The organism is Pseudomonas aegrilactucae, from assembly GCF_019168305.1.
Taxonomy (GTDB): Bacteria; Pseudomonadota; Gammaproteobacteria; order Pseudomonadales; family Pseudomonadaceae; genus Aquipseudomonas; species Aquipseudomonas aegrilactucae.
On record NZ_JAHTBI010000096.1, the window covers coordinates 1 to 24,792 of the forward strand.

Genomic DNA, 24,792 nt, shown 5'->3' on the forward strand with positions numbered 1-24,792 from the left:
AGGCGTGCATCTTCAAGCCCAGGAAGATTTGAAGCCGAACCACCATAGGCCTGCAGGATCGGCGTTTTCAGCCTTGGTGGCCAGGCATCAGGTTTCGCAGATGCTCAATACCCAGCCACCATCAGATCAAGATTCTGTACCGCCGCCCCGGCCGCCCCCTTGCCCAGGTTGTCGAACACCGCCGCCAGCAACACCTGATCACCATTCTCGAACACCATCAGGCGCAGGTCGTCCGTGCCATTCATCACTTGCGGGTCCAGGTGGGTCAGCGCCTTCGCTTCCTGCAGCGCCATCACCTGAACATGCTGCAACGCAGCATAATGCCGCGCCAGGCACGCGTGCAGTTGCTCCCCGGTAGTGCCAGGGGCCAGCAACCGAAGGTGCAACGGGATGGTCAACACGATGCCCTGGCGAAACGCGCCATACCCCGGCACGAACAGCGGCCGCTGCCCCAGCCCGCTGTACTGCTGGATCTCCGGCACATGCTTGTGCGCCAACCCCAGCCCATACAGCTGAAACGCAGGCGACTGCGCAGCGCCCGGCCCCTCATGGGCCTCGACGGCAGGGCGCCCACCACCGGAATAACCCGAAACAGCATGAATGCTGGCCGGGTAATCCTGCGGCACCAGACCGGCAGCGAGCAACGGCTTGAGCAAGCCGATTGCACCCGTCGGGTAGCACCCCGGGTTGCTGACCCGGCTGGCCGTCGCGATGCGCTCGGCCTGCTGCTGGCTCATCTGGGCAAAGCCATACACCCACTCCGGGTGGGTACGGTGCGCCGAACTCGCATCGATCACGCGCACCGCCGGGTTGTGAATGCTCGCCACTGCCTCGCGCGCTGCGTCGTCAGGCAGGCACAGCATGGCGATGTCGCAGGCGTTGATGGCCTCGGCGCGGTGCTGCGGGTCTTTGCGGTGCTCGGCGGGGAGGGTCAGCAACTGCAGGTCGCGACGGCCCTGCAGGCGTTGGTGGATCTGCAACCCGGTGGTGCCCTGGTCGCCATCGATGAATACAACAGGAGTGGCCATGGTCATGTGCTCGCACGTGAGAAATCAGCAGTGCTTATCTTCAGTGCCGCGTTAAGATAGTAAAAGTTGAATTTGATGAACGTAAGATTCAGGTTTTATGAATCAGGAGCGCTCCCATGCGTGAAATCAGCCTCGATCGCCTGCGCACGCTGGTCACTATCGCGGACCTTGGCTCGTTCGCCGAGGCGGCGCGCCTGCTCAACCTGGCACCGCCCACGGTCAGCCTGCACATTGCGGAGCTGGAAGCCCGCATCGGCGCCAACCTGCTGTCGCGCACACGTGGGCGCGTGCAGCCCTCGGCGATTGGCGAAACCCTGGTGGCGCGTGGCCGGCGCCTGCTGGCCGATGCGCAGCAAACGCTGGAGGATGTGCAGCGCCAGGTACTGGGGCTGGCCGGTCGGGTTCGGCTGGGCGCCTCGACCGGGGCGATTGCGCAACTGATGCCCCAGGCGCTGGAAACCCTGAGCCACGAACACCCTGGCATCGATGTGCAGGTGGCGGTGCTGACGTCCCATGAGACAGTGAACAAGCTCGCTGACGGTGCGCTGGACATCGGCCTGGTGGCGTTGCCGCAAGGCCCGGTCAAGGGCGTTCACATCGCGCCGTGGCGGCGCGATCCGGTGATGGCCTACCTGCCGGCGCGCTGGGCATGCCCGCCGGTGGTCACGCCGGAGTGGCTGGCCGGGCAGCCGTTGATCCTCAACGACAGCAGTACCGGCCTGTCGCGCCTGACTGCGGAATGGTTCAACAGCGCCGGGCAGCAACCCGCGCCGCGTATCCAGCTCAACTACAACGACGCGATCAAAAGCCTGGTGGCGGCAGGCTACGGTGCCACCCTGCTGCCCAATGAAGGTTCCACGCCGCTGGCCGACCCGCGCATCGTGATGCGCCCGTTGCAGCCGCTGCTGTGGCGCCAGCTGGGCATCGCCCACCGCAGCGGTGACGTCGAGCGTGCCACCGAACATGTGCTGCAGGTGCTGCGTGGGTTGAGCGCAGGGTAGGGTACAGGCGCGCAGACCTGTAGAATCCCTGGCACGACCCCAGGTCACCTCGTTTCCGGAGCCAGACGTTCACATGCCCGTTATCACCCTGTTGCAAACCCCGCCCACCGAGCCGATCAAGGGCCAGATCCTGCAGATGGTGGTCGACTACCTGACCGATATCAGCAGCGTGGCCCTGACGCCCAGCAACCCGCTGTACAACCTCTATCAGTACGGCATCGGCTACGAGGTGCACCTGTACCTGGAAGCCCTGAGTGGCACCCGCGGGCTGTCGGTAGAGTTGCTGGTGGCCACCGACGAGCAGGACCCCGACGTGCTGCTGGGCTTTGTGTTGTACCTGCCGGTGCAGGACGACCCCGACGCCTGCGCGGTGGCGTACATGGCGGTGCAGGCCGGGCACCGGCGCCAGGGCATTGCGCGTACGCTGCTGGCGCGCATGCGCGAACGCTACCCGCATGCCGAACTCGCCTGCGCGGTGGGCAAGGTCGGTGTCTTCGAGGCGCTGGGCTTTCAGGTGCTGGGCGCGCGCGGCCCGCAGGTGCTGATGAACACGCGAGACTATGCCACCGACGGGCGGGTGGCAGTGCTGGATGTGGCGCCGATCTATCGCACGCTGGAGATCCAGCAGATCCACACCTACCTGCTGCAACAGCATGGCAAGCGCGCGATGGTGGACGCGGAAAAGCAGCGCGACCGTCAGCTCGACCAGATGACGCGCCAGGCCAGCCTGTTCGTGCAGCAGCGGCTGGGCGATGCCGCGCCGCAGGTGCCGGCGGCCGGGCTGCGGCTGGTGTAGGTCGGCTGCAGGGTTACAGGTCTATTCGCTGGCATTCGAATGTCACCGCGCCCTCGCACGGCACCTCACCCACGTCGATCACAAAACCCAGCACGCTGATCAGGCCTTGCGCACGGTCCACCACGTGCCCGCAGCCGCGGTAGGCATAGGGGCCGGTCTGCTCCAGGCGCTCGACGGCGCAGGCGTTTTTCTGCGCCTGTGGCCAGTCGTCAAGGAACGCTGCCTGCACTTGTGCATCCAAGCTCGATAGCGGCGTATGCACGAGGCTGCCCACGCGCACGTCGCAGGGGTAGCTGAACACGCTGATTTCGCCCAGTGCACTGCGCAGCCCGACCGCCGCACAGTCACTATCGGCGGTGTAAGGTTCGACCTTGATGACCACCAGCGAGTGGCAGGGTTGCACGTGCATGGGCAGCGATACCGGGCAATCGGGCCGGCCATGCTAATGCGACGCAACCTCGAATGCTACGAAAGCTGCGCAAAATCACGCATCATGGGCGCAGTTTGCTTAAGGGAGAGTTACATGCACGTCTTATCATCCAGGCTGCGTCTGGGCGCGTTGGCACTGGGTATGCTGCTCACCATCACCCAGGCGGTGGCGAGCGAGCAGACGCAACTGGTCGAGTCGATCAACGCCTACCGCAGCCTGCCGCAGCGCTGTGCCGGCCAGGTGTCGCTGGAGTTGCCGCCGTTGGCCGGCGACCCGCGCCTGGTACTGTCGGCCAATGGCACCGGTGACCTGCAGCAGGCGCTGGTACGTGCGTCGTATCCGATGGTCAGTGTGCAGGCCATCAGCCTGTCGGGCCCGCGCGACGCCGCTGCCGCCATGAAGGCGATTCAGGAAAGCTTCTGCCAGGTCGTGCTGGACCCGCAGTTTGTCGATGTGGGCGTCAGCCGTGAAGAACGGGACTGGCGCATCGTGCTGGCGCGCCCGTTGCTCAGTGGCACGTTGGGCGAACCCCAGGCCGAAGGGCAGAAGCTGCTGGAGGCGATCAACGGCGCCAGGGCACAAGCGCGCCAATGTGGCGGGCAGGCGTTTGCCGCGAGCGCCCCCTTGGCCTGGAACGCCACGCTGGCGTCAGCCTCCCAGGGGCATGCGCGGGCCATGGCCAACCTCAACTTTTTCGACCACAAGGACCGCGACGGTCGCATGCCGGGCGATCGCGCGGAGCTTGAAGGCTACAGCTACCAGCAGGTCGGCGAGAACATCGCGGCCGGGCAGGACAGCGTGCGCAAGGTGGTCGACGGCTGGCTGGCCAGCGCCGGGCATTGCGCCAACCTGATGAACCCGCAGTTCAAGGAACTGGGCGCCGCCTACGCGGTAGACCCCAAGAGCGATGCCGGGATCTACTGGACGGCGATGTTCGGCACGCAGTGAGGGTCAGAAGGCGCGTTACGCCCAGCAAGGCGGGCGCCTACAGGGTTTTCACCATCGGTATGCACGCCAGTTCAATGCCCAGCGGCGAATGGTAGATTGACGTCTGTTCGCCTGCGTAACCGCAGTGCCGGTAGAACGCAGCCGCATTCAATGTGGCGTCCAGGGTGACATCCTGCAACCCGAGCGAGCGCGCCAGGTTTTCGAGGTAGGCCAGCATCTGTGTGCCATAGCCACGCTGCATGAACGCCGGCAGCACGAAGATCGCCCCCACTTCGCGCGCCTCGACATCCAGCATGCCGGTGGTTACCGGCTGGCCGTCGATATAGCCAAGGAAAAAATGTCCGTGCATGAGCGCGCCATAGCCGTTGTCGGCCGACCCTGCAGTCCATGCCAGCATCTGCTCCGAGGTGTAGGCACCGATGCATTGCTGGCGAATCGCCTGGCGGCGTATGTCGAAGGCAATTGCGCCATCGTCCGGGGTCGCACGTTGGATCTTGAGCATTTCACTCTCCGTTGGTTTCAGGCAGGCCAGCGGGGCAACACCGCTCGCCTGCACTATACTGATGCGCCTTGCTGCCATGGACGCCCGCCGTGCTGTGTTCTCAATGTTCCGTCGATCACCCGCTTGAAGCGTTGGAGCTGGCCTACCGGCGGCCCGATGCCGCGGCGCAACTCACCCCGGCAGAGCGCGAGCACAGCGTGCAGGGCAGCAACGACTGGTGCGTGATCGACGGGCAACGCTTTTTCCTGCGGGGCGTGCTGCCGCTGGCCCTGTTGGAGGCCAATGACGAATATTGCATCGGTGCCTGGGTCGAAGTCGATCCCGAAGCGTTTGAACGCGTTTGCGAGCTGTGGGATGAGGATGGTCGCGACCAGGCGCCGTTTGCGGCGCGCCTGGCCAATCGCATCCACGGGCAGGCGGATACCCTGGGGCTGGAGGCACGCCTGCAACTGAGCGCGCCGGGCCAGCGACCGCGCATCTACCTGCCGGCTGACAGCCACCCGCTGGCTGTGGAGCAACGCGATGGAATAACGCTGCACCGTGCCCATGAGTACAGCGCGCAGATCAGCCAGCCGGCGTAAGCGGTGCCGCAAAGGCACCGGCCTGGCGCAGCATCTGCAGCAGCGCTTCGGGGAACACGGTGTCTGCGGTGGTGCTCAGCGCATCCGCCGACCACCAGCGATGATCCGCCATCACCTGGGCTTCCTGCGCGGTCCATTGCGCGCGAGAAAGGGCAGGGTTGTCGACGCGCACCACGAAGTAGTGCTCCACAGCCCGTACCGTCTCCCCGCTGGGCAAGCGCAAGGGGAAGGTGCGCTCGGCCACGGCCTGGCCGACGTCGGTGACGCGAATGCCGGTTTCTTCCTGCAGCTCGCGCAGGGCGGCGTGCTCGAAGGTTTCACCCGGCTCGACGCCGCCACCGGGTGTCGCCCAGTAGTCCTGGCCGGCCAGCGCGCCTTGTGTGTGCACGAACCTGAACAGCAGCACCTGTGCACTGGCGTTGATGATCAACAGCCGTGCCGATTTTCGTTCACGCATTTTGCTAGGGCTTCCCTGACGTTGGGTAAAAGGGCTAATAGTATCTTGCAAACACGGAAGTTGGACTGTCAGAGGAGTGATGTGCATGAAGCATGTGAAAGCAATCGGGTTGCTGGGGGCGATGCTTTTGTTCGGGGGCGGCGCCGTGGCGCAGCCAGGGCCGCCGTTGTCGGACTACGGGCAGATGCCGGCGTTGAGCGGCGCGGTGGCGTGGCTCAACAGTGCGCCGCTGGACCGCGAGGCGCTCAAGGGCAAGGTGGTGCTGGTGGATTTCTGGACCTACGACTGCATCAATTGCCAGCGCAGCCTGCCGTATGTGAACCGCTGGGCCAGGCGTTATGGCGACCAGGGGCTGGTGGTCATCGGGGTGCATGCGCCCGAGTATGACTACGAGCGTGTGCTGGACAACGTACGCGAGCAGGTGGCGAAGCTGGGCATCGGCTACCCGGTGGCGGTGGATAACGACCATGCGATCTGGAACGCCTTCGACAACCGGTTCTGGCCGGCGCATTACTTCGTCGATGCACAGGGTCAAGTGCGCTATGTGCATTTTGGCGAGGGCAAGTATGAGGAGCAGGAGCAGGTGATCCAGGCGTTGCTCAAAACGCGCACCGTTCAACCTGCGCTGTAGTGTCTGCACTGTGCACTCAGGGTGTGCGAGCGCCTCGTGCGCTGCCCCCCGGCAGCACAGGCCCTGCAGCCCTCGTCCGGTGGCAGCTCAGGCACCACACCACGCCGCCCACCAGCAAGGCAATGGCCGCCAGCTCAAGGCCTGTGGGCAACCGTTGTTCCCACGCAAAGCCGAACAGCAACGCTGCCAGCGTTTCCACCACCAGTACCTGACCGCTCAGCGCAAGCGGCAGCAGGCGACTGGCCTGGTTCCAGCACACGCCACCCACCACCGAAGAGAGCAGGGCCACACCGGCGGCTACCAGCACGAAGTGGCCCCAGCTCGAAAGGGCATGTTCTGCAGCCGCAGGGCCAAGCACCGGGATCGCCAGCACCAGCGCCTGCGCACCGGTCATTACGCCGGTCAACAGCGCCCAGTCATGCGATGAAACCGTGTGCAGCACGCCCAGCCGCCGCGTATTGGCCACGGCGTACCAGCTCCAGCTGAGCAAGGCGCCCACGGCGCACAGCAGGCCCACCACCACACTGCCGGTGGAGGCCGGGCCGTCCTGACTGCTGCGCAAGGCATTCAGACTGACCAGCGCCACGCCTGCACAGGCAAGGCCGAGCGAGGGCAGCAGTGGCTTGAGCGCCACTGCATTGGCGTCATGGCGCCCGGCCAGGGTCACCAGCACCGGGATCAGCCCGACGATCAGCGAGGTAGTGGCAATGCCGACCAACTGCACACCGCTCCCCACCAGCGAGTAGTACACCAGGTTGCCGATCAGGCTGAGCCAGAACAACGCCACCCAGTCTGCACGGGCCAATTGCGCGCTTACCTGGCGCCAGCGCGGCAGCAGCAACGCCAGTGAAAACGCGCCATAACAGAGAAACCGCAGCACTGCGAACTGAGCACCGCTCAAGCCCGCCGCAAGCTGTGGCCCCAGGAAGATCACGCCCCAGCACACACCGGCCGCGACGCCGTAACCAAGCCCTTTTGCCAACGATCGATCCACGAACAGTACACCCACATCCAATCGGAAAGCTCGAGTCTGAACGCTGGGTGCCGTGCGGTATTGTCGATAACTGCGGGATTTTTTACCGAGGCTGCTGTTGCCTGCGCCACGCCGCCGGGGTAATGCCGCACACACGCTGCAGGGTACGGGTGAGGGCGGCCTGGTCGCTGAAGCCGCTGCGCAGCGCAATCTCGGCGATCGGCAGCGCGCTGTCGCCCAGCCAGCGTTGGGCGTGCTCGATGCGCACCTGCGTCAGCCAGGCCTGGGGCGTGGTGCCCAGGTGCTCGCCGATGCGCTGGTGCAACTGGCGCATGCTCATGCCCGCCACTTGCGCCATGTGCTCATTGCTCCATTGATCGCCAGGGTGCGCCTGCACGCGGGTAAGCAGGCGCTCAAGACCGGCTGCCGGCGCAACCGACGGCAAGGTCAGCGAAGCGAGCAGCAAGGGGGCCAGGTGCGCAACGCTTGCGCGCAGTTGCGTGGTGCCGAGCAGTTCGGCGTATTCGATCAGGCGACGCGTGGCCGGCGCGATCGGCACATGGATGCGCTGTGCCAGGGTCTGCAGTGCAAGGGGGGCCAGTGCAGACACTGGGCAGTCGAGTACCAGAAAGCGGCTGTGCGCCGGGGTGAGTTGCGCATGCACCGCCCCGGGTGCCACCAGCGCCGCAGACGCAGGGTCGATCAGGCCGCCGCGCCCGTCCACCTCGATCTCCATGTGCCCGCAGACAGGCAGCACCACCTGCGCGAAGTCATGCTGGTGATGAGCGCTTTCGGTCGGATAACTGCGAATTTCCAAGTGCAACGTCAAAATGCCACCCCAAGCTGTAGCGTAGACATGTCAGAGTGCGTGCAGGGTAGTGCAAGCGCGGCGTACCCGGAAAGTCAAACACACGCGGTGAGACCTGGATAGCTCCACATGCCGTGGCCCGTTCCAGAAGCGACAGCCGGCTTTTCCGGATGATCGCACGGTGCCACAATGCCGATTCAGAACCGTTTCACCCTACCGGGCCGAGTCAATGGACCACACCACACCTGATCATGACCTGTTCGTTGCACAGTTGGCGCGCAAAGACCGCTTGCAGTTGCTGTTTCGCCAGTCGCTGACTGCCGTATACGGCAGTTTCCTCGGTGCGCTGATGCTGTGCTGGCTGTGCTGGGACTATTTCGAGCACAGCGTCGCACTGGGCTGGATCGCAGCACTGAGTGCGGCAACCGTGCTGCGCATCATCCTGTTCACCACCTACTACCGCAGCCCGGAAGGCGCGCGGACGCCGCAGCGTTGGGAGCGCAAGTACTGGATCACGCTGGTGCTGTCGGCGGGTATCTGGGGCGGGGGGGGCGCTGGCGGTGATGCCTGCCGACAGCCTGCTGGCACAGGCACTGGTGCTGCTGTTTGCGGTGGGCATGTCGGGTAGCGCGGTGTCGTGCTATTACGCCTACCGCTCCATGACGCTGGCCGCCATCTGTCTGGTATTGCTGCCGTGTACGCTGTGGCTGCTGCTGCAGCCCTCCACCCTGCAGGTGGGCATGGCACTGGCAGTGCTGTTGTTTTCCTCGTTCATGGTGCGCGCCACCGGCAAACTCTGCGCGGCGCTGGAAAAGGCATTTTGCCTGACCCACGAAATGGAGCGCGCGCACAACATCGCCAGCAGTGCGGCGCAAACCGACGAGTTGACCGGCCTCAAGAACCGCCGTGCGTTCTTCGAGCACGCCCAGCAGTTGTACAGCCATAGCCAGCGCGAGCAACGCCCGTTGTGTGCGCTGATGCTGGATATCGACCACTTCAAGCGTATCAACGATACCTACGGCCACCAGGTGGGGGATGAGGTGTTGCGTCAGATCGGTGGGGTGATAAAGGCCTCGTTTCGCGACACCGATGTGTACGGCAGGCTGGGGGGCGAGGAGTTTGCCGTGCTGCTGGCCGACACACCGATCGATACCGCAGTGGGCATTGCCGAGCAGTTGGGCCAGGCCATCGCACAACTGCAGTTCGTGCACGAGAACGAAGGCCGCCAGAGCATGACCGCAAGCCTCGGTGTAGCGGTCGCCAGCGCTTCGCACACCGACCTGCACAACCTGCTCAACAGCGCCGACCGTGCCATGTACCGGGCCAAGGCGCTGGGTCGCAACCAGGTGGTGGCGGCGGACTGATCGCGTGGCGATCCTGGCGCGCAGCCGCTGGACGAGCAGTAAGGCAATTTGCTGGCCCCCGAGTCATTTCTTCCTTGGCAAACTCGCCGTCTTTCAACACGTTAGGATGACTTTATGCGGGCATTTGTGATGAGCGTGGCGCTGTGTGCGGCGGTCACTTTCTCGCTGGCGGCGCAGGCCAAGGCGTTGAACAAGAACGATCGTTTTGTCTGCAGCTGGGGCTCGGACATTGCCGCCGGTGCGCAGCAGTCCAAGCTGTCGGGGGTGACGCTGTATGCTGCGCGCAAGCGCCTGCAGGCGCGCAAGTTCCCCAAGCCGTGGATGCGCATGACGGCCATGGGCATCACCGAGCAGACCTACAACAGCCGTTCGCGACTGAAGCCTGCGGCAATCAAGCAGACGTATTACGAGCAGTGCACCCGTCATGCGGTGGCGCAGCGCTAGCCCTTGAGCAGGCGCTCTATCTGCGCCAGCTCCCAGGTGCTGAGCAGGTACACGGGGTCGGTGCCGTAGTGTTGCCCGCGTTCGTAGAGCCGTCCGTCGGGGCTGCGGCAGTGCTGGCAGTGCTGCAGGTGGCCGTGCTCGGTGTCCAGGGTCAGGTGCCAGCCGTCGATATCGACGTGCACCAGGCCGCAGGCTGGCGCGGGTGCAAGGTAGCGCAGCGTGCACAGCCCGAGCGCGGCGTCGCGCAGTTGCTGGCACACCTCCCGGGCCGCCAGCCTGCGCTCAGGCGAAGGGTTTGTCGTGTTCAAGGGTGTCTACCTGCAGGTCAGCCAGCAAACCGCGCAGCGCTGCGCAAAGCCGGGCCTCGTCACGCCGGTAATAGGTCCACTTGCCGACCTTGGTGGCGGTCACGAAGCCAGCGTCCAGCAGGGCCTTGAGGCACAGCGAAGTGGCCGGCTGCGACAGCCCGGCCTTGTCCTGGATCAGGCTTGCGCAGACGCCGTATACACCGAAGTCGTACAGCTGGGTGTAGCTGGCGAATGCGCTATGCGGGTCCTTGAGCCAGCTGAGCACTGCCCGCCGGGTCTGGCTGGACAGCACCTTGATCGCCTCGTTCAGTTGCATCGTCGCCCACCTCGCCTCAACAGGCGGGGGCTGGCCCCGCTGCCAAAAGCCGCTACTTTATGCGTTGCTGCCCGGATAGTCGATGTAGCCTTGTGCGCCGCCGCCGTACAGCGTGGCATGGTCGACCGGATTCAGCGCCAGGCCGTGCTGCAGGCGCTGGGGCAGGTCGGGGTTGGCAATGAAGGTGCGCCCGAACCCGAACAGATCGCCATACCCCTCGTCCAGCACACGCCGTGCCTTGGCCTCGGTATAGCAGCCCGAATACATGATCGGACGGCTGAACGTTTCGCGCAGCGCCTGGCGGAACGTCTGCGGCAGCTCGGGGCTGTTGTCCCAGTCGGCTTCGGCGATCGACAGGTAACCGACGCCCAGCTCTTCAAGCATGGCGGCGGCCTGGATGTAGGTGTGGTGCGGGTCTTTCTCTACCAGCCCAAGGTACACCCGTGCTTGCTCGGTGGTTTCAAACAGCGGTGCAAAGCGCACCCCGACACGTGCCGGGCCGAACACGTCGATCACCGCTTCGGTGACTTCGCGCAGAAAGCGCAGGCGGTTGTCCAGCGAACCGCCGTAGGCGTCTGTGCGTTGGTTGCTGTGTTCGGAGATGAACTGATTGATCAGGTAACCGTTGGCGGCATGCAGTTCGACGCCGTCGAAACCGGCGCGCTGGGCGTTGAGTGCAGCTTGTCGGTACATCTGCACCAGTGCCTGGACTTCATCGGTGGCCAGCGCCCGTGGCTGGCTCGGGTCGGCCAATGCGCCGGCATTCGGTGCGGTTTCGACGAACACCTTGACCGCGGTGGCCGGCAGTGCTGACGGTGCCACCGGCGCCTGGCCGTCGGGCTGCAGGCTGGTGTGCGAGACCCGGCCGACATGCCATAGCTGGCAGAAGATCACTGCGCCTTCGGCGTGTACCGCGTCGGTCACCTGGCGCCAGCCATCGACCTGCGCCTGGCTGTAGATGCCCGGTGTCCAGGCGTAACCCTGGCCGCGCGGCTCGATCTGGGTGCCTTCGGTGACCATGAAGCCGGCACTGGCGCGCTGGCGATAGTAGGTCGCCATCAGTGCATTGGGCACGTCCCCTGGCTGTTCACTGCGCGAGCGGGTCAGCGGCGGCAGTGCGATGCGGTTTCTGAGGGTCAGGTCGCCCAGGGCCAGGGGGCTGAACAAGGTGGTGGCGGTCATGCGGGCTCCGGTGTCGGGAAGGGAAAGTGCAAATACATTAACACATTCGAATGTTTAAATGTGTATGTGCGCGCAATCGCGCGCTGCAGTCGGGTTATAGTCCCCGGCTTGACTGGAACCCAATGGACCGAGGTGTGCTGTGAAATACCTGAGCGTACTGCTGCTTGGCCTGATACCGCTGTTTGCCCAGGCGCTGGAGACGGGAGAGCGCCTGGCGCCCTGGACCCTGCTGGATCAGTACGACCAGGCCTACAGCCTCGATGACCAGACGGCCATCATGCTGGTAGCGCGCAACATGGACGGCGCCAAGTTGGTCAAGGCGGCCATGCAGGATGGTCCCAAGGGCTACCTCGAGGCGCGGCATGCGGTATTCGTTGCCGATGTGCAGCGTATGCCCGCGCTGATCGCCAAGCTGTTCGCCATCCCGGCCATGCGCGACTACAGCTACCGGGTGATGCTTGACCGTGACGGCAAGGTGGCTTCACGCTATCCGGGCGCGGAGGACAGCGTGCTGTGGGTGCAACTGAAGCAGGGCAAGGTGGCGACGGTGCGTGAGTTTTCGGATGCCGAGGCGTTGCGTGCGGCACTGGAAGAGGCCCGGTGAGCCTTGTGTGGTACCCAGCTCTTTCTGAAAGGCACGACGCATGCGCTCCTCCCGCCCGAAAATCGGGTGGGCAACGCAGCATACCCTGTCAGGAGCCGGCCTCTACCTGCCAGCGCACCCTGGCCAGTGCAGTGCGCAGCGTGGCCAGGTCCACCGAGCCCAATGCCAGCCGGAGTGCACGCGGTACGTGCGCAGTGGTCGCAAACGGCTGCGCCGTGGACACGGCCACCTGTTCGCGCATCAGCGCGGCGACGATCTGGTCGGCGCGTGCATCGTCTGCCAGCGCCAGCCACAGAAAATACGAGCCTGGGTGGGTGACGCAGGGCATCCCGGCCAGCACCTCGCGAGCGATGGCTTGCCGGGCCTGGGCATCGGCGCGCTTGTGCGCTTCGAGCTGAGTTACGGTGCCGTCTTCGATCCACGCGCAGGCAATGGCCGTGATAATCCCGGGGGTATTCCAGGTGGTGGCGCGGATGCTGCGTTCCAGGGCGGCGACGTGGTGCTCGGGCGCGGCGATGAAGCCGACGCGCAAGCCCGTGGCCACGTTTTTCGATAACCCCGAAACGTACAGCGTGCGCTCGGGGGCCAGTTGCGCCAAGGGTGGCGGCGGGTTGTCGGCGAGAAAGGCATAGGCGCCGTCTTCAATCAGATGCAGGTCGTGCGCACGGGCAATCGCCACCAGGTGCTCGCGCTGGGCCAGGTCCAGGACCCAGCCCAGGGGGTTGTGCAAGGTCGGCATGCAGTACACGGCGCGCACCGGTCGGCTGCTGCAAAGCCGTTGCAGTGCGTCCAGGTCCGGCCCGTGCGCGGTGACCGGGATGGGCAGCACTTCCAGGTGCAACGCCTGGGCCAGTACCTTGAAGCCGGAATAGGTGAGCGCGTCGGCGGCGATCACGTCGCCCGGTTGCAACAATGCCATCAGCACCACGGCCAGGCCGTGCTGGGCGCCACTGACCACCAGCAGTTGTTCGGGCGAAACGTCCAGCCCGCGGCTGGCCAGGTGGCGCGCGAAACAGGCGCGCTCGTGCGGGCGGCCAGCGTGCGGTTGGTAGCGCAGCACGGCCTCGAGGTCACCCGATAACGCCAGTTGGCGCAACCCGTTGCGCAGCAGGTCGGCCTGCCCGGGCAAGGACGGGTAGTTGAAATTGAGGTCGGCCATGCCGGCCGCTATCACTTGCTGGTCGACACCGAGGTCGGGGGGCAGCGAGGTCTCGCGCACGAAGGTGCCGCGCCCGGTTTCGCCGCTGACCAGGCCCATCTGCTCAAGCTCTGCATACACCCGTGAGGCCGTGACCAACGCCAGGCCCTGGTCAGTTGCCAATTGCCGATGGGTGGGCAGGCGGGTACCCGGAGCCAGCACACCCGAACGGATATCGGCCGCCAGGGCATCGACCAGTGTCTTGTAGCGAGAGCGAGGCATGGGCAAATGTATCCATGACGATTTTTTGATTGTGCTGATATTCAGTCCTAGCATCGTCGTTTGCAACCGCACTTTTACCCAGCAATCAGGCGAGCGTGATCTCTATGGAACAGACCCTTCAACCCCGCATACGGGATGACACCACCCGTGGCTGGATAAACGGCGTGATCGGTGTGGTGATCTTCAGCGGCTCGTTGCCCGCGACGCGGGTGGCGGTGCTGGAGTTCGACCCGGTGTTTCTCACCGTCGTCCGTGCGGCCATCGCCGGGATGCTGGCGCTCGCGCTGCTGGTGCTGTTGAAACAGCCGCGCCCGGCTCGGCAGCAACTCGTTCCGCTGATCATCGTGTCACTGGGAGTGGTGGTGGGTTTTCCGTTGTTGACCGCGCTGGCGCTGCAGTACGTCACCTCGGCGCATTCGATCGTGTTCATCGGCATGCTGCCGCTGGCCACGGCGGTGTTTGGCGTATTGCGTGGCGGCGAGCGCCCACGTGCGGTGTTCTGGCTGTTTTCGGTGCTGGGCTGCCTGATGGTGGTGGGCTTTGCGCTGTCGCAGGGGTTGGCAGCGTCGCCCGAGGGTGACCTGCTGATGCTGCTGGCGGTGGTGGTGTGCGGGCTGGGCTATGCGCAAGGCGCCGTACTGTCCAAGGCGCTGGGAGGCTGGCAGGTAATCTGCTGGGCGCTGCTGCTGTCGCTGCCGTTCATGCTGGCCTTGACCGTGCTCCTGGCACCCGTTTCGTTCTCGGGTATCAGCCTGCCGGCCTGGACCAGCCTGGCCTACGTGTCGCTGTTCAGCATGCTGATCGGCTTTGTGTTCTGGTACCGCGGGCTTGCGCAGGGCGGGATTGCCGCCGTGGGGCAGTTGCAACTGCTGCAGCCATTCTTTGGCCTGGCGCTGGCAGCGACGTTGCTGGGCGAGCAGGTCAGCCTGGGCATGCTGAGCGTGACGGTGGGGGTGATCCTGTGTGTGGCGGGGGCGAAGAAGTGGGCTAAATGATCCGCGTGCAGCGCCTGAGCGGGCGCTTTGGCCGGCAAGGCCGCGCCACCGATCTAATCTGATACGTATTTTGCTGCGCCACCTGCATCTGTTTCGGGATCAGCGGCGGGCAGACAATGTGGCCTTCTACAGCAACACCCCCTCAGTTAGGAGCTCCCATGGGCAAGATGGCAATTTTCGTGTTCGGATTCCTGGCGCTGGCCTTCGCGATTGGTGCGTTGGGTACGATCTCTCCGTTGTAATCACTGCCACGCAAGAAGGCGCCGAGCCCCGCGCCTTCTTTCTCTACTATTATTGACGCGTCAAACCCCGCTGCACCGCCCACGCCAACGGCAGGGTGAACAGCAGCGTCGCCGCCAGCAGCATCACCGCGCTCGGCACACCGGCCATATCCCCCAACCGCCCGAACACCACCGGCGCCAGTGCACCGCCACCGATGGTGCCGGTATAGAACAGCGCGAACGCCTGTTCGTGCTTGCTCGCCGCCGCCAGCTCCGGCACTACCCCGTACAGCACCGAAGACGTACCGTTGAGCGCCAGGCCCAGCAGGGGCAGCATCGCCATCGTCACGGAAAACGGCAGGAACACCGCCAGCACGATCAGCGCAGCCGTGGCCGATTCGGTGAGCCACACGGTTTTCAACAGGCCGATGCGGGTGCCCAGGTAGCCACACAGCAACTTGCCGAACGCACCGCCCACGAACAGCAGCGTCAACCCCAGGCCGATGCCGGCGGAACCGGCGCCCTTGAGCGTGAGCAGGAACGGCAGGAACGTCAGAAAGCCCATGCGCACTGCGCTGTCGAGTATCCCCAGCAGCAACAGTGCGCGCAGCCCGCCGGGCGAGCCTGTGCCGCTGCCCAGGGGCGGTGTTTTCTGGCGACTGGCGAAGGCGTCGGCGCGCGAGGGGATCAGCCACCACAGCAGCGTAGCCGCCGCAAGGCCCAACAGCCCCAGCAACGTGGCGCTGGTACGCCAGCTGAGTACCAGCAGCAACACGCCGACAAGACCAGGAATCACGGCCTTGCCGATGTCGCCGGCGAAGTTGTAGTGCGACAGCGCCTGCTTGACGCCGCCCCCTGCGGCGTGGGAATCGGTGATCATCGAGGAGGCCAGCGGGTGTTGGGTACTGGCGCCCAGGCCGCCGAGCATCAAGGCGATCAGCAGCACGCCCAGTCCGCCGGCAAGGCCTGCCACCAGGTACGCCAGGCCGGCCAGCGCCGTGCCGCCTACCAGCAGACGCTCGCGGCCCCAGCGTCTGGCCGCACGGCTGGCCAGTAACTGAAAGCCTGCCATGGTTCCCGAATAGGCCCCGCGCAACAGCCCGACCTGAGCCAGGCTCAGGCCGAACTGCGCTTGCCAGAGCGGCAGCAGCACATAGATCACATCGGTCAGGCCGTCATGCACAGCATGCGCACTGCAGCCGGCGAACAGCGTGCGCCGGCGCAGCGATGGGTCGCTGGTGAGTGCTGGGCTAGGGGGTGCCGTTTCTGCCATGGGTGACAAATCCCTCGCGTGCGGTCAAACGCTCGTAGTATGCCCGAAGCGCTGGCAGCTCCGGGTGCTCCAGTGGGGTCTCGTACCAGCGGTTCACCGACAGGCCGATGGGGATGTCCGCCAGCGAGAACTGCTTGCCGCTCACGTACGCAGCGGTCGCCTGCAGTTGCTGTTCGAGGATCTGCATGTTCTTGGTCCAGCGTTCACAGGCACTGGCCAGGGTGGGCGGGTCCTGATGCTCCGGCGAATGGCGCACCAGCGACAGGAACGCATAGCTCCACGAGCCATTGAGGTCGGTGGCCTGCCAATCCATCCACTGATCGACCCGTGCGCGCAGCCTGGGCTGCGCAGGATAGAGGTGCTGCCCGCCGTACTGGTTGGCCAGGTAGCGCAGGATCGAGTTCGACTCCCACAGCACGAAGTCGCCGTCCTTGATCACCGGCACCATGGCATTGGGGTTCAGCGCCAGAAATGCCGGGGTGTGCGTGGCGCGAAACCCTGAGCCCCAGTCTTCGCGTTCGAAGGCGATACCCAGTTCGGCGCAGGCCCACAGCACCTTGCGTACATTGATCGATGAGGCTTTGCCAAGTATCTGCAGCATGGGATGTCCTGAACGTTCGGTGGGCTGAGGCTGCAGCGATTGTCACCGTGCGAGCGCATTTGCGCCAGTACGCATCGCTGCAGGTGCGCGGCACGATTGATCAGCTACCTGATGCGGGTGCTGGGCGGCGTGATGGCCGACTGGCTGTCGTGGCGGGCAGGCTTTTTCATCAACGTGCCGATCGGTCCTGACGGATCATCGCCAATCCTCCGGACGGCCTGACCCAGGGCGATGTGGTGCGTATCGTCGGCCAATAGTGCTGGACGGCGGTGACGGGCAGGGAACTCTTGTTCGCGCACAGCTATCTCATGGGATGTAGCTATCCCACTCTGGAGGCACCGTCATGCGTCGCATACTGCTGGTTTCTTCGCTTGTGCTCTGTCTGCCGTTCGGCACGGCCCTGGCCCGTGTGGATGCTGGCGATGTTGCCACGTCTGCCGGGGTGTCCGCCTCGCTGTATTCAACCTTCAAGGACGACAAGATCGTTATTCCGGCGCGCGATGACGCCTCCACCTTCATTGCCAGTGGCGGGGCTATCAGGGGGGTGTACCTGGAATCCATGTTGCAGCGCATCCGCCAGCAGAACCCGGACCTGAAGGCCAGCGATGAAGAGCTGGCGAAGGCGATTCTGACTCAGGATGAGCTGGGCGCAGGGCGCTGACCGGGCAGTGCTGCCCGTTGCTGCGGCCCCTCGGCTGGTTCGCCGGCACAGGGGCCGATGCCACGGTGCCTCGATGGGGTCTCCCAGTACCAGGCGCAGCCTGCCACTGCGCACGTAACGGGCGATGTCCCAGTCGGCCCGCAGTAGAATCCCGAACCCTTCCAGCGCCCAGTTCAGGGCCACCTCGTCATCGTTGCAGCCCAACGCGCCGTGCACCTTGATGGGATGTGCACCCTGGTGATCGCCAAGTGGGTGGGGCGTTGTTGCCTCGGCCGATGCGTACGTCCCGACACACCACGTCGTCAGGTAGGCGGCACCGGCACTTTCGAGGTAGCCCCCGCGTAGTCGGGTTTCAACCGACCTTGCCCATCCAGCAGGTAGGCATCCATGATCTCGCGTACCACCGGCCCGGCCACGCGGCCACCGGCCTCGCCGTTCTCGATCATCACGGCAATTGCGATGCCGGGGTGATCCGCCGGTGCGAAGCCCACGAACAGCGCGTTGTCACGGTGCCGCTCCAGGGTCTTGTTGCGGTTGTAGCGTTCACCCTGCTTGATCGCCACCACCTGCGCCGTGCCGCTCTTGCCGGCAATGCGATACTGCGCCCCGGCCGCCGCGGCACGTGCAATGCCGCGGGGCGCATGCATGACCATCTGCATGCCCTGGTTCACCTGGTCCCACGCATGGCTGTCACGCAACACGATGTTTGGCATCGGGTTGGCATCCACGGGCGGGGCGTCGCCCACGCGCATCGCCAGGTGCGGGCGGTGCCACACGCCCTTGCTGGCCAACAGGCTGGTGGCCTGCGCCAGCTGCAACGGCGTCACCTGCATGTAGCCCTGGCCGATCCCCAGGATCAGCGTCTCCCCCGGGTACCAGGCCTGGCGACGGTTGGCGCGCTTCCAGGCCGGCGAGGGCATCAGCCCCGGCGCTTCCTCGAACATGTCCAGCGAGACCTTCTGCCCCAGCCCGAACTCGCTCATGTAATCGTGCAGGCGCTCCACCCCCAGCTTGTGCGCGAGGTCGTAGAAGTAGGTGTCGTTGGAACGCATGATCGCGCTGTACATGTCCACCCAGCCGTCGCCGCTGCGGTTCCAGTTGCGGTACTTGTGCTCGTAGTTGGGCAGTTCGTAGTAGCCAGGGTCGAACACCCGGCTGGCTGGGGTAATCACGCCGCTGTCCAGGCCGGCGATGGCCACTTCCGGCTTGATCGTCGAACCCGGTGCATACAGGCCGCGCAGCACGCGGTTGAACAGCGGCCTGTCGATCGAGTCGCGAAGTTCGGCGTACTGCCGCAAGCTGATGCCTTTGACGAACAGGTTGGGGTCGAAGCTCGGGTTGCTGACCATGGCCAGCACTTCTCCGGTAGCCGGGTCCAGCGCCACCACCGAACCGCGCCGGTCACCCAGGGCCTTTTCGGCCGCCTGCTGCAGGTGGGCGTCCAGGCTCAGTACGATGTTGGCCCCCGGCACCGGGTCCTGGTGCTTGAGCACGCGCATGATGCGGCCCTGGGCATTGGTCTCGACTTCCTCATAGCCCACATAGCCGTGCAGCTGGGCTTCGTAGAAGTGCTCGATGCCGGTCTTGCCGATGGACTGCGTGCCGCGGTATTCGGTGGTGTCCAGCTGCCTGGCCTCTTTTTCGTTGATGCGCCCCACGTACCCGACCGAGTGGGCGAAATGCGCGCCCATCGGGTACTCGCGAATGAACTGTGCCTCCACTTCCAGCCCCGGCAGGCGGAACTGGTTGACCGCGATCAGCGCGATCTGCTCTTCGCTCAGGCCGAACATCAGGGTGACCGGCTCGAAGGGCTTGCGGCCCCGGCGCAGGTCCTTTTCGAAATCCGTGCGGTCCTCTTCGCTCAAGCCCAGGATCTGTATCAGGTTGTCCAGCACCTGAGGCGTGTTGCCTGCACGTTCACGGGTCAGGGTCAGGTTGAAGCTGGGCTTGTTGTCGGCCAGTACCTCGCCGTTGCGGTCGTAGATCAAGCCGCGTTCGGGCGCGATCGGCAGTACATGAACGCGGTTGTTCTGCGACACGGCCGACTGGTAGTCGTGCTGGACCACCTGCAGCACGTACAGCCTGCCCACGAGCACCGCCACCAGCGCGAGCACGAAAACGCCACACGCCACCAGCCGGCGGTTGACCAGGTGGGTTTCTTTCTCGTGATCTTTCAGCGGAATCGGTTGCGGCATGTGCAGGCTCTGGCGAAAAACGGGCACGCTGCGCGACCTTGGGCACGGTGCAGCAGGGGGACGCGGGCGGACGGCGATCCTACGCAGGCTGGTCCGGGCCCTCAAGGTTGCGCCAGCGCAGGCGACTGTCCGGTAGCGTCTGCCGCCCTTTACTCGGGGGCTTGGGCCCTCATGAAGAATTGTTCATGCAGGGGGGCGGCGGCAGTTCAGCGATGACGCGTACTTGTCGGTGGTCAGCAAAAATCGGGATTGCATCACGAAAAAACAACGGTTTGTCGTGCCGTCAGAAGCTGGCTTTTTCTACGGAAATGTTGCTCAGGCGCTGCTCAAGTGATTCAAGCGATTGACGTTGAACGGCTTCCTGTTGTCGTATTTGCGCCACGATTTCGGGCTCGCGTTTGTTGTGTGTCCACAGCGGGGTCAGTACGCGTCGGGTACTGGATTCAACGGTTCCCAGATAGCGTTTGTTTGGCGTGTAGAAGTCCAGCGAGAGGTGCGATGCCGGCTCCGATGAGCGATTGTTGATGAGCTGAATTTTCATGCCTAATGTTGCAATCAGTGGCAAGCCGCTGTGTGAGGCTTCCTCCAGTGATTGATAGTTATGTACTTCACTGAAGCGCTTCTTGAGGATCAGCGTAACGCCGGCCAGGCTCAAGTCAGGGGCTGAGGTTTCTACGTAGGCTTGTCGTATGGCGTGGGTATACAGGCGCGCCACCCAGCCATTTTTGAAGTGGTCATGGTAGGTGGTCAGGTCCCTGATCGTTTCGGCCGCTGACTCAGAAACGACGAGGGCGACAGGGCCGGCGGGCAATTCAATGGGGGCCGACGTGTTGCTGTGAATGTCTTCATGAGGTTGTATTTTTGCACAACCTGCGACGATTAAAAGCAAGGTGGCAGCCAACGTCGGCTTCAACAGGTTGACCATGTGTTTTGAATCGAAGTGCAGGCGCAAGTGTGAGCAGGACATAGTGGCCTTTCGCAGTGAGTGAAGCGGATTGTTTTTATAGTGACTGAAGCGTTTGCGGTTAATCACGCTGCGGTCGTTGAAACTTCTCCGAAAGACAGTCTGGAACACCTTGAAACCAATAGCGTCAGGAGAACCTGCAGTGCAGAGGACGAGAAGTGATGCTGCATGGCGGTCTGGTCATGCCAGGCGAACGCTATGACCCACTGACGGGGGCGATGAGTTTCTTTGAATGTGTACCCGGCACAGTGGGGCGAAACCTGTTTTATGTTATTCAGGAGAAGCAGGATTTCAAGGTGCAGGATCTCATCCATCTCCGTCTCGAGTTCAATGATATTACGTGCTGGTGTGAACATGCTGAAGTCCCATGAAGAGGGTATTGCAGGGCGTCTGCTCAACGTGACCTGTTGGAAAAAAGGGTAAATTGATTCTTGCCTCCACGAAGGACAAAACATTGACGATTTCAGTCAAAGTGATCAAGATCGCTGGCGTGTCAATGGGGGTTCTGGAGAGGCCATGAATGCAGACCAAGTCGATACAGTTTCTTGTTTATCCCAGGATTAGTCTTCTTGACCTGGCAGGGCCGTTGGAAGTCTTTATTGCAGCTAATTATCTGGCACGCTCACCCCTCCCGCCTTACTTGCCGTCGATTATTGCGTTACGGGATACGCCTGAGGTGTTTTCTGGGTTCTCAATAAATGCCGAAATTCTAGAGGCGGGAACGCCCTCCGCGCACACGCTGATTGTGCCGGGAGGGGCGGGTATACAAGCGTTTTGCAAGGATTCAAGGTTTTTCTCGCACTTTGTCGAACATGCACACAATGCCCAGCGTTTAGTGTCGGTGTGTACGGGGATATTTGCGCTTGCAACTGCCGGTAAACTGGAGGGCCGAACAGTGACCACGCATTGGTCTGCCTATGACGAACTGGAAAGCGCCTTTCCCTCGGTGGTGGTTAAACGTGGACCTATATTTATCAATGATGGTGATGTATGGACATCGGCCGGTGTGACCTCGGGCATTGACATGGCGCTTGCAATCGTCGAGAACGACCTGGGGCACGCAGCGGCACTCGAAGTAGCGCGTCACCTGGTGGTTTTCTTGAAGCGCCCTGGGGGGCAGGAGCAGTTCAGTTCATCGCTGGCACTGCAATCCCAAAGCAGTCATTTCTCAGACCTTCATGCCTGGTTGAACAACAACCTAGGCAGTGATCTTTCGGTGTCTGTCATGGCAGACTTCATGAAGATGGGCGAGAGAACCTTTGCTCGCCGGTATACCGAAAGCACAGGGCGCACACCCAGCAAGATGGTTGAGTCGCTGCGGCTGGATGCGGTCCGTCATTTGCTCGTCACTTCAGATAGCCCACTGAAATCGATAGCCAAAAGCTGCGGTCTGGGCAATGAATCAACGCTGATTCGAAGGTTTGTCAAACAGGTCGGTGTCACCCCGGCGGCGTACCGTGCTCGCTTTGGTTCGCAGCAGTAAATTCAAGTGAAGGTAGCCTCGATCTGACGTTTGCACTCAATGGCTGCAGGTTCCTCATAGTGACTCAAGAAACATCAGCAGGGCTGCACGGTGTTTCTGGTCCATGGCAACCACGGCATCGCGTGCCTGGCTGGCTTCGCCGCCATGCCACAGAATTGCCTCCAGCACGCTGCGTGCACGGCCATCATGCAGCAGTTGCGTGTGGCCACTGACGGTTGCGGTCAGGCCCAAGCCCCACAGGGGTGGGGTACGCCATTGGCGGCCATCGGCCCGAAACTCACTGCGGTGGTCGGCCAGGCCGTCGCCCATGTCGTGTAGCAGTAGATCGGTATAGGGAAAGATACGTTGCCCGGACAGTTCAGGTACCGGGTGTTCACCGGTGACGTAGGATGGGCGGTGGCACGTAGCGCAACCTGCGGCATGGAATACTCCCTTGCCTTCGAGTATCCGAGGCTCGTCTACACCGCGTCTGGCAGGTACGCCCACGGTGCGGGTGTAGAACAGTACCTGTGCGCTGACCTTGTCACTGACTTCCGGCGTACCGCCTTGTAGCGCCTGGCGACAGGTCGTCTGATGCTCGCTGCAGTCATCTGATGGGAGCAGGCGGGTTGTCAGGCCCATGTCGCCTGCGAAGGCGTGTGCGTTCTGTTGGTCCAGATTGGGCTGGCCGGCTTTCCAGCCAAATCGGCCGATCGTGGTGCGCTGATGCAGATCGTCCCAGACCTGGTTCACCTGACCCCGTACAGGGCCACCTGCTTGCGCCTGCTGCATGGCATTGTGCTCAATGTCGATGTCGCGGATAGCTTCCAGCAAGCCCAGGCCGATCATTGGCGGTGCCACCCGCAGCGACATCTGCGTCTGTGGGTGCAGTGGCCCGTAGCCGAGTTCGCGGATATCGATCAGCGGCTTGCGCAGGGTGATCTGTTCACCGTCGACCAGGATGATTGGGTGAGGCTGATAGCGAAGATGGATGCGGCCTTCCGGAACATGGTTTTCGATTGCCATGTCCTGCAGTTGCAGCCCATAGGTCGGTTCGGGAATGGCGCCCAGGCGCGCGAGTTGTTCGACCTGCCCGGTTGCCGGAATCGACAAGCGCACCAGGGACGACAGTGCGGGTTGGTTGCTGCCTTCGGTCGGTGGGAAGCCTCGGCCATCCTTGATATGGCAGCTTTGGCAGGCATCGGTGTTGAACAACGGTCCCAGTCCGACACGGCCGCGCTGATGCCCGCCCTCTTGTGCAACGTGCCAGTTGCCCCGGAAAAATGCATTGCCAACGAAAAAATCCATTCGCCTTAGCGGCGTCAGGTTGGCCGCAGGCATGGAAAAGGCGTTTTTGTCGAAGCGTTGCACAGTGGTGCTGCCACCTGGCAGTTGCTCGCCCGGTTCTGGCTTGGCGTCAGGGTTGCCACAACCGGCCAGCCAGCCGACCAGCGTGAGAGCGAGGAGGTGAAATACGGGGACTCGTCGCCACTGCGGTGTGACGGTATTCAACAGATGCAAGCAGATTGCTTTCACAGCGTTCCTCTCAGACTCCCAACGACTTGGCGTGGTTGAGAGAGTCTATTGGCAAGACGCTGTACACCGCAGGCGCGACAGTGTGACGCAGGGCGTGGGTAGGGGGCGTGTTTCAGCGAGCGTATCGGGTGCCGGACAGATACCTGCGACAGGGTGTCGCAGCGGCTGGAGCCTGTGATCCTGGGCGTTCGGGGCAACTTTCATGCTTCTGGATTCATGTCATGGAAGAACCAGGCGCTCGCTGCTGTTCGAATGGACAAGTGCCTGGTGACATACCAGGCACTCCCGCGCCGTCAGAAGTCGACGGTCAACCCCGCATACAGTGCCCGTCCATCTCCCGGAGAATGCAGCGACGCATTCGCGCCATCCGGGTCGTACCACGCATATTCGTAATAGCGGTCAGTGAGGTTCTTCAATTGCAGGTCCACACTGAGCGTCTCGCTCACCTTGTACACCGCGCCGAGGTTCATCAGTACATAGCCACCATAGGTGCCCTGGGTGTTTTCGCGTTCCAGGTAGTAGTTGGTCTGGCCGTTCATCCACGCTGTCAGTTGTAGTGCAGGCGTGGCCTGATAGCTGGCCCCGGCGCTGTACAGATGATGAGGCACATGGTCGATTTCCTTGCCCTTGCTGCCGGGCAGCGCTGCGCTTGGCTCAAGAATCTTCGAGTATTGCCAGGAGTAGGACATCCACAGTTCGGTGCGTTCACCTGGGCGCATGTTCATCTGCAGGTCATAGCCCCAGCGTTTGGTCTCACCCACATTGTCCGATTCGCCACTGGGGTCATTCAGACGCCGGCTGACTTCCCCTGTAGCGTCCTGGCGCCAGTAGGCGACGCGGCCATCCATCCAGGCGACAGGGGTGAACTTGATGCCGGTTTCCCAGCCTTCGTTGATTGAAGGGGCCAGGTCCTCGTTGCGCGGGGGCACCTTGTAGGCCGCGGCGCCGGTGCCCACCTGGAAGGTGCGGCCCCAGTTTGCATAGACGCTGGCGAATGTGAAGGGAGAGTACACCACGCTCAATTTGGGCTGTTTGATCAGCCCGTAATCGTTGATGTCATAGTCAGCGCCGGTCATTTCATTGGTGAAGTC

General features: G+C 63.4%; 28 protein-coding genes and 2 pseudogenes. 13 read left to right on the forward strand and 17 right to left on the reverse strand.

Annotated elements, in window-relative coordinates; translation table 11 throughout:
- Positions 1–104 precede the first annotated feature (104 nt).
- Complete coding sequence (argC, locus tag KUO17_RS22920; RefSeq protein WP_217977868.1) at positions 105–1,028, reverse strand: N-acetyl-gamma-glutamyl-phosphate reductase; 924 nt, start codon at positions 1,026–1,028, stop codon at positions 105–107.
- A gap of 116 nt (positions 1,029–1,144) precedes the next feature.
- On the opposite strand from argC, the gene KUO17_RS22925 reads away from it, so the two are divergent.
- Entirely contained in the window at positions 1,145–2,029 is an 885-nt protein-coding gene (locus tag KUO17_RS22925) for a LysR family transcriptional regulator (protein ID WP_217977869.1), read from the forward strand.
- A gap of 73 nt (positions 2,030–2,102) precedes the next feature.
- Positions 2,103–2,825 (forward strand): GNAT family N-acetyltransferase, encoded by a 723-nt coding sequence (locus KUO17_RS22930; protein ID WP_217977870.1) that lies wholly within the window; start codon positions 2,103–2,105, stop codon positions 2,823–2,825.
- A gap of 13 nt (positions 2,826–2,838) precedes the next feature.
- Here the strand turns inward: KUO17_RS22930 and KUO17_RS22935 are convergent, their stop codons facing one another.
- Positions 2,839–3,234, reverse strand: a complete 396-nt coding sequence (locus tag KUO17_RS22935) for a hypothetical protein (RefSeq protein WP_217977871.1) — start codon at positions 3,232–3,234, stop codon at positions 2,839–2,841.
- Between the two features lie 114 nt (positions 3,235–3,348).
- On the opposite strand from KUO17_RS22935, the gene KUO17_RS22940 reads away from it, so the two are divergent.
- Positions 3,349–4,203: a CAP domain-containing protein gene (locus tag KUO17_RS22940; protein WP_217977872.1), complete on the forward strand. Its 855-nt coding sequence runs from the start codon at positions 3,349–3,351 to the stop codon at positions 4,201–4,203.
- 37 nt (positions 4,204–4,240) lie between these two features.
- Here KUO17_RS22940 and KUO17_RS22945 read toward each other — a convergent pair whose 3' ends face one another.
- Positions 4,241–4,705 carry a GNAT family N-acetyltransferase gene (locus KUO17_RS22945; RefSeq protein WP_217977873.1) on the reverse strand — a complete coding sequence of 155 codons (465 nt, stop codon included), beginning with the start codon at positions 4,703–4,705 and terminating at the stop codon, positions 4,241–4,243.
- Between the two features lie 89 nt (positions 4,706–4,794).
- Between KUO17_RS22945 and KUO17_RS22950 the strand changes: the two genes are divergently transcribed.
- The gene (locus KUO17_RS22950; RefSeq protein WP_217977874.1) at positions 4,795–5,286 is read left to right on the forward strand and encodes a DUF2199 domain-containing protein; all 492 of its coding nucleotides are present in this window, start codon (positions 4,795–4,797) and stop codon (positions 5,284–5,286) included.
- Here the strand turns inward: KUO17_RS22950 and KUO17_RS22955 are convergent.
- Positions 5,270–5,743: an NUDIX hydrolase gene (locus KUO17_RS22955; protein ID WP_217977875.1), complete on the reverse strand. Its 474-nt coding sequence runs from the start codon at positions 5,741–5,743 to the stop codon at positions 5,270–5,272. The two genes, KUO17_RS22950 and KUO17_RS22955, sit on opposite strands and share 17 nt — an antisense overlap.
- A gap of 121 nt (positions 5,744–5,864) precedes the next feature.
- On the opposite strand from KUO17_RS22955, the gene KUO17_RS22960 reads away from it, so the two are divergent.
- Positions 5,865–6,374: a thioredoxin family protein gene (locus KUO17_RS22960; protein ID WP_255263751.1), complete on the forward strand. Its 510-nt coding sequence runs from the start codon at positions 5,865–5,867 to the stop codon at positions 6,372–6,374.
- A gap of 16 nt (positions 6,375–6,390) precedes the next feature.
- Here the strand turns inward: KUO17_RS22960 and KUO17_RS22965 are convergent, their stop codons facing one another.
- Together KUO17_RS22965 and KUO17_RS22970 are read right to left on the reverse strand one after the other, a co-directional pair.
- The gene (locus tag KUO17_RS22965; RefSeq protein WP_217977890.1) at positions 6,391–7,374 is read right to left on the reverse strand and encodes a DMT family transporter; all 984 of its coding nucleotides are present in this window, start codon (positions 7,372–7,374) and stop codon (positions 6,391–6,393) included.
- Between the two features lie 76 nt (positions 7,375–7,450).
- Entirely contained in the window at positions 7,451–8,176 is a 726-nt protein-coding gene (locus tag KUO17_RS22970) for an AraC family transcriptional regulator (RefSeq protein ID WP_217977877.1), read from the reverse strand.
- Between the two features lie 208 nt (positions 8,177–8,384).
- Here KUO17_RS22970 and KUO17_RS22975 point away from each other — a divergent pair.
- Positions 8,385–9,519, forward strand: a pseudogene (locus tag KUO17_RS22975) (GGDEF domain-containing protein).
- A gap of 114 nt (positions 9,520–9,633) precedes the next feature.
- Positions 9,634–9,963, forward strand: coding sequence for a hypothetical protein (locus KUO17_RS22980; RefSeq protein ID WP_217977878.1), 330 nt, complete (start codon positions 9,634–9,636; stop codon positions 9,961–9,963).
- Here the strand turns inward: KUO17_RS22980 and KUO17_RS22985 are convergent.
- Genes KUO17_RS22985 through KUO17_RS22995 form a run of 3 tightly spaced genes read right to left on the reverse strand, consistent with a single transcriptional unit; the run spans position 9,960 to position 11,769 of the window.
- Entirely contained in the window at positions 9,960–10,271 is a 312-nt protein-coding gene (locus KUO17_RS22985; RefSeq protein ID WP_255263747.1) for a DUF7693 family protein, read from the reverse strand. The two genes, KUO17_RS22980 and KUO17_RS22985, sit on opposite strands and share 4 nt — an antisense overlap.
- Positions 10,246–10,587, reverse strand: coding sequence for an ArsR/SmtB family transcription factor (locus KUO17_RS22990; RefSeq protein WP_255263748.1), 342 nt, complete (start codon positions 10,585–10,587; stop codon positions 10,246–10,248). Before KUO17_RS22990 ends, KUO17_RS22985 begins: the two co-directional genes overlap by 26 nt.
- 57 nt (positions 10,588–10,644) lie before the next feature.
- On the reverse strand, positions 10,645–11,769 hold the full coding sequence (locus tag KUO17_RS22995) for an alkene reductase (RefSeq protein WP_217977879.1): 1,125 nt from the start codon (positions 11,767–11,769) through the stop codon (positions 10,645–10,647).
- A 139-nt stretch (positions 11,770–11,908) separates the two neighbouring features.
- Here KUO17_RS22995 and KUO17_RS23000 point away from each other — a divergent pair, with 139 nt between their 5' ends.
- Positions 11,909–12,373 (forward strand): FAD/FMN-containing dehydrogenase, encoded by a 465-nt coding sequence (locus KUO17_RS23000; RefSeq protein ID WP_217977880.1) that lies wholly within the window; start codon positions 11,909–11,911, stop codon positions 12,371–12,373.
- Between the two features lie 88 nt (positions 12,374–12,461).
- On the opposite strand, the gene KUO17_RS23005 is transcribed toward KUO17_RS23000, so the two are convergent.
- On the reverse strand, positions 12,462–13,793 hold the full coding sequence (locus tag KUO17_RS23005; protein ID WP_217977881.1) for an aminotransferase-like domain-containing protein: 1,332 nt from the start codon (positions 13,791–13,793) through the stop codon (positions 12,462–12,464).
- A gap of 104 nt (positions 13,794–13,897) precedes the next feature.
- On the opposite strand from KUO17_RS23005, the gene KUO17_RS23010 reads away from it, so the two are divergent.
- Positions 13,898–14,788 carry a DMT family transporter gene (locus tag KUO17_RS23010; protein ID WP_217977882.1) on the forward strand — a complete coding sequence of 297 codons (891 nt, stop codon included), beginning with the start codon at positions 13,898–13,900 and terminating at the stop codon, positions 14,786–14,788.
- A 291-nt stretch (positions 14,789–15,079) separates the two neighbouring features.
- Here KUO17_RS23010 and KUO17_RS23015 read toward each other — a convergent pair whose 3' ends face one another.
- Positions 15,080–16,282 carry an MFS transporter gene (locus tag KUO17_RS23015; RefSeq protein WP_217977883.1) on the reverse strand — a complete coding sequence of 401 codons (1,203 nt, stop codon included), beginning with the start codon at positions 16,280–16,282 and terminating at the stop codon, positions 15,080–15,082.
- Complete coding sequence (locus KUO17_RS23020; RefSeq protein ID WP_217977884.1) at positions 16,260–16,883, reverse strand: glutathione S-transferase family protein; 624 nt, start codon at positions 16,881–16,883, stop codon at positions 16,260–16,262. Before KUO17_RS23020 ends, KUO17_RS23015 begins: the two co-directional genes overlap by 23 nt.
- 96 nt (positions 16,884–16,979) lie before the next feature.
- On the opposite strand from KUO17_RS23020, the gene KUO17_RS26815 reads away from it, so the two are divergent.
- On the forward strand, positions 16,980–17,105 hold the full coding sequence (locus tag KUO17_RS26815; RefSeq protein WP_255263749.1) for a hypothetical protein: 126 nt from the start codon (positions 16,980–16,982) through the stop codon (positions 17,103–17,105).
- 121 nt (positions 17,106–17,226) lie between these two features.
- On the forward strand, positions 17,227–17,544 hold the full coding sequence (locus tag KUO17_RS23025) for a DUF2388 domain-containing protein (protein WP_217977885.1): 318 nt from the start codon (positions 17,227–17,229) through the stop codon (positions 17,542–17,544).
- A 78-nt stretch (positions 17,545–17,622) separates the two neighbouring features.
- On the opposite strand, the pseudogene KUO17_RS26820 reads toward KUO17_RS23025, so the two are convergent.
- From KUO17_RS26820 to KUO17_RS23035, 3 genes and pseudogenes are all read right to left on the reverse strand, one after another.
- Positions 17,623–17,766: pseudogene (locus KUO17_RS26820) on the reverse strand (LysR family transcriptional regulator); the annotation flags it as partial.
- Between the two features lie 80 nt (positions 17,767–17,846).
- Complete coding sequence (gene mrdA, locus KUO17_RS23030; RefSeq protein ID WP_217977893.1) at positions 17,847–19,739, reverse strand: penicillin-binding protein 2; 1,893 nt, start codon at positions 19,737–19,739, stop codon at positions 17,847–17,849.
- Positions 19,740–20,022: 283 nt separating this feature from the next.
- Entirely contained in the window at positions 20,023–20,772 is a 750-nt protein-coding gene (locus KUO17_RS23035; protein ID WP_217977886.1) for a hypothetical protein, read from the reverse strand.
- Positions 20,773–20,864: 92 nt separating this feature from the next.
- Between KUO17_RS23035 and KUO17_RS23040 the strand changes: the two genes are divergently transcribed.
- Together KUO17_RS23040 and KUO17_RS23045 are read left to right on the forward strand one after the other, a co-directional pair.
- On the forward strand, positions 20,865–21,074 hold the full coding sequence (locus tag KUO17_RS23040) for a hypothetical protein (RefSeq protein WP_217977887.1): 210 nt from the start codon (positions 20,865–20,867) through the stop codon (positions 21,072–21,074).
- Between the two features lie 149 nt (positions 21,075–21,223).
- Positions 21,224–22,186, forward strand: coding sequence for a GlxA family transcriptional regulator (locus KUO17_RS23045; protein ID WP_217977888.1), 963 nt, complete (start codon positions 21,224–21,226; stop codon positions 22,184–22,186).
- A 54-nt stretch (positions 22,187–22,240) separates the two neighbouring features.
- Here the strand turns inward: KUO17_RS23045 and KUO17_RS23050 are convergent, their stop codons facing one another.
- Together KUO17_RS23050 and KUO17_RS23055 are read right to left on the reverse strand one after the other, a co-directional pair.
- The gene (locus tag KUO17_RS23050) at positions 22,241–23,677 is read right to left on the reverse strand and encodes a di-heme oxidoreductase family protein (RefSeq protein ID WP_217977894.1); all 1,437 of its coding nucleotides are present in this window, start codon (positions 23,675–23,677) and stop codon (positions 22,241–22,243) included.
- Between the two features lie 317 nt (positions 23,678–23,994).
- The coding region (locus KUO17_RS23055) for a TonB-dependent receptor (RefSeq protein WP_217977889.1) at positions 23,995–24,792 on the reverse strand (798 nt) is incomplete at its 5' end.

Bases quoted from the DNA above. Each gene is read 5' to 3' on its own strand.
- KUO17_RS22935 (WP_217977871.1), bottom strand. From the start codon at position 3,234: ATGCACGTGCAACCCTGCCACTCGCTGGTGGTCATCAAGGTCGAACCT.
- KUO17_RS22960 (WP_255263751.1), top strand. From the start codon at position 5,865: ATGCTTTTGTTCGGGGGCGGCGCCGTGGCGCAGCCAGGGCCGCCGTTG.
- KUO17_RS22955 (WP_217977875.1), bottom strand. From the start codon at position 5,743: ATGCGTGAACGAAAATCGGCACGGCTGTTGATCATCAACGCCAGTGCA.
- KUO17_RS23025 (WP_217977885.1), top strand. From the start codon at position 17,227: ATGCGTCGCATACTGCTGGTTTCTTCGCTTGTGCTCTGTCTGCCGTTC.
- KUO17_RS23040 (WP_217977887.1), top strand. From the start codon at position 20,865: ATGCTGCATGGCGGTCTGGTCATGCCAGGCGAACGCTATGACCCACTG.
- KUO17_RS22930 (WP_217977870.1), top strand. From the start codon at position 2,103: ATGCCCGTTATCACCCTGTTGCAAACCCCGCCCACCGAGCCGATCAAG.
- KUO17_RS23045 (WP_217977888.1), top strand. From the start codon at position 21,224: ATGCAGACCAAGTCGATACAGTTTCTTGTTTATCCCAGGATTAGTCTT.
- KUO17_RS23015 (WP_217977883.1), bottom strand. From the start codon at position 16,282: ATGGCAGAAACGGCACCCCCTAGCCCAGCACTCACCAGCGACCCATCG.
- KUO17_RS22995 (WP_217977879.1), bottom strand. From the start codon at position 11,769: ATGACCGCCACCACCTTGTTCAGCCCCCTGGCCCTGGGCGACCTGACC.
- KUO17_RS23020 (WP_217977884.1), bottom strand. From the start codon at position 16,883: ATGCTGCAGATACTTGGCAAAGCCTCATCGATCAATGTACGCAAGGTG.
- mrdA (WP_217977893.1), bottom strand. From the start codon at position 19,739: ATGCCGCAACCGATTCCGCTGAAAGATCACGAGAAAGAAACCCACCTG.
- KUO17_RS22940 (WP_217977872.1), top strand. From the start codon at position 3,349: ATGCACGTCTTATCATCCAGGCTGCGTCTGGGCGCGTTGGCACTGGGT.
- KUO17_RS22945 (WP_217977873.1), bottom strand. From the start codon at position 4,705: ATGCTCAAGATCCAACGTGCGACCCCGGACGATGGCGCAATTGCCTTC.
- argC (WP_217977868.1), bottom strand. From the start codon at position 1,028: ATGGCCACTCCTGTTGTATTCATCGATGGCGACCAGGGCACCACCGGG.
- KUO17_RS23005 (WP_217977881.1), bottom strand. From the start codon at position 13,793: ATGCCTCGCTCTCGCTACAAGACACTGGTCGATGCCCTGGCGGCCGAT.
- KUO17_RS22925 (WP_217977869.1), top strand. From the start codon at position 1,145: ATGCGTGAAATCAGCCTCGATCGCCTGCGCACGCTGGTCACTATCGCG.
- KUO17_RS22980 (WP_217977878.1), top strand. From the start codon at position 9,634: ATGCGGGCATTTGTGATGAGCGTGGCGCTGTGTGCGGCGGTCACTTTC.
- KUO17_RS23010 (WP_217977882.1), top strand. From the start codon at position 13,898: ATGGAACAGACCCTTCAACCCCGCATACGGGATGACACCACCCGTGGC.
- KUO17_RS22990 (WP_255263748.1), bottom strand. From the start codon at position 10,587: ATGCAACTGAACGAGGCGATCAAGGTGCTGTCCAGCCAGACCCGGCGG.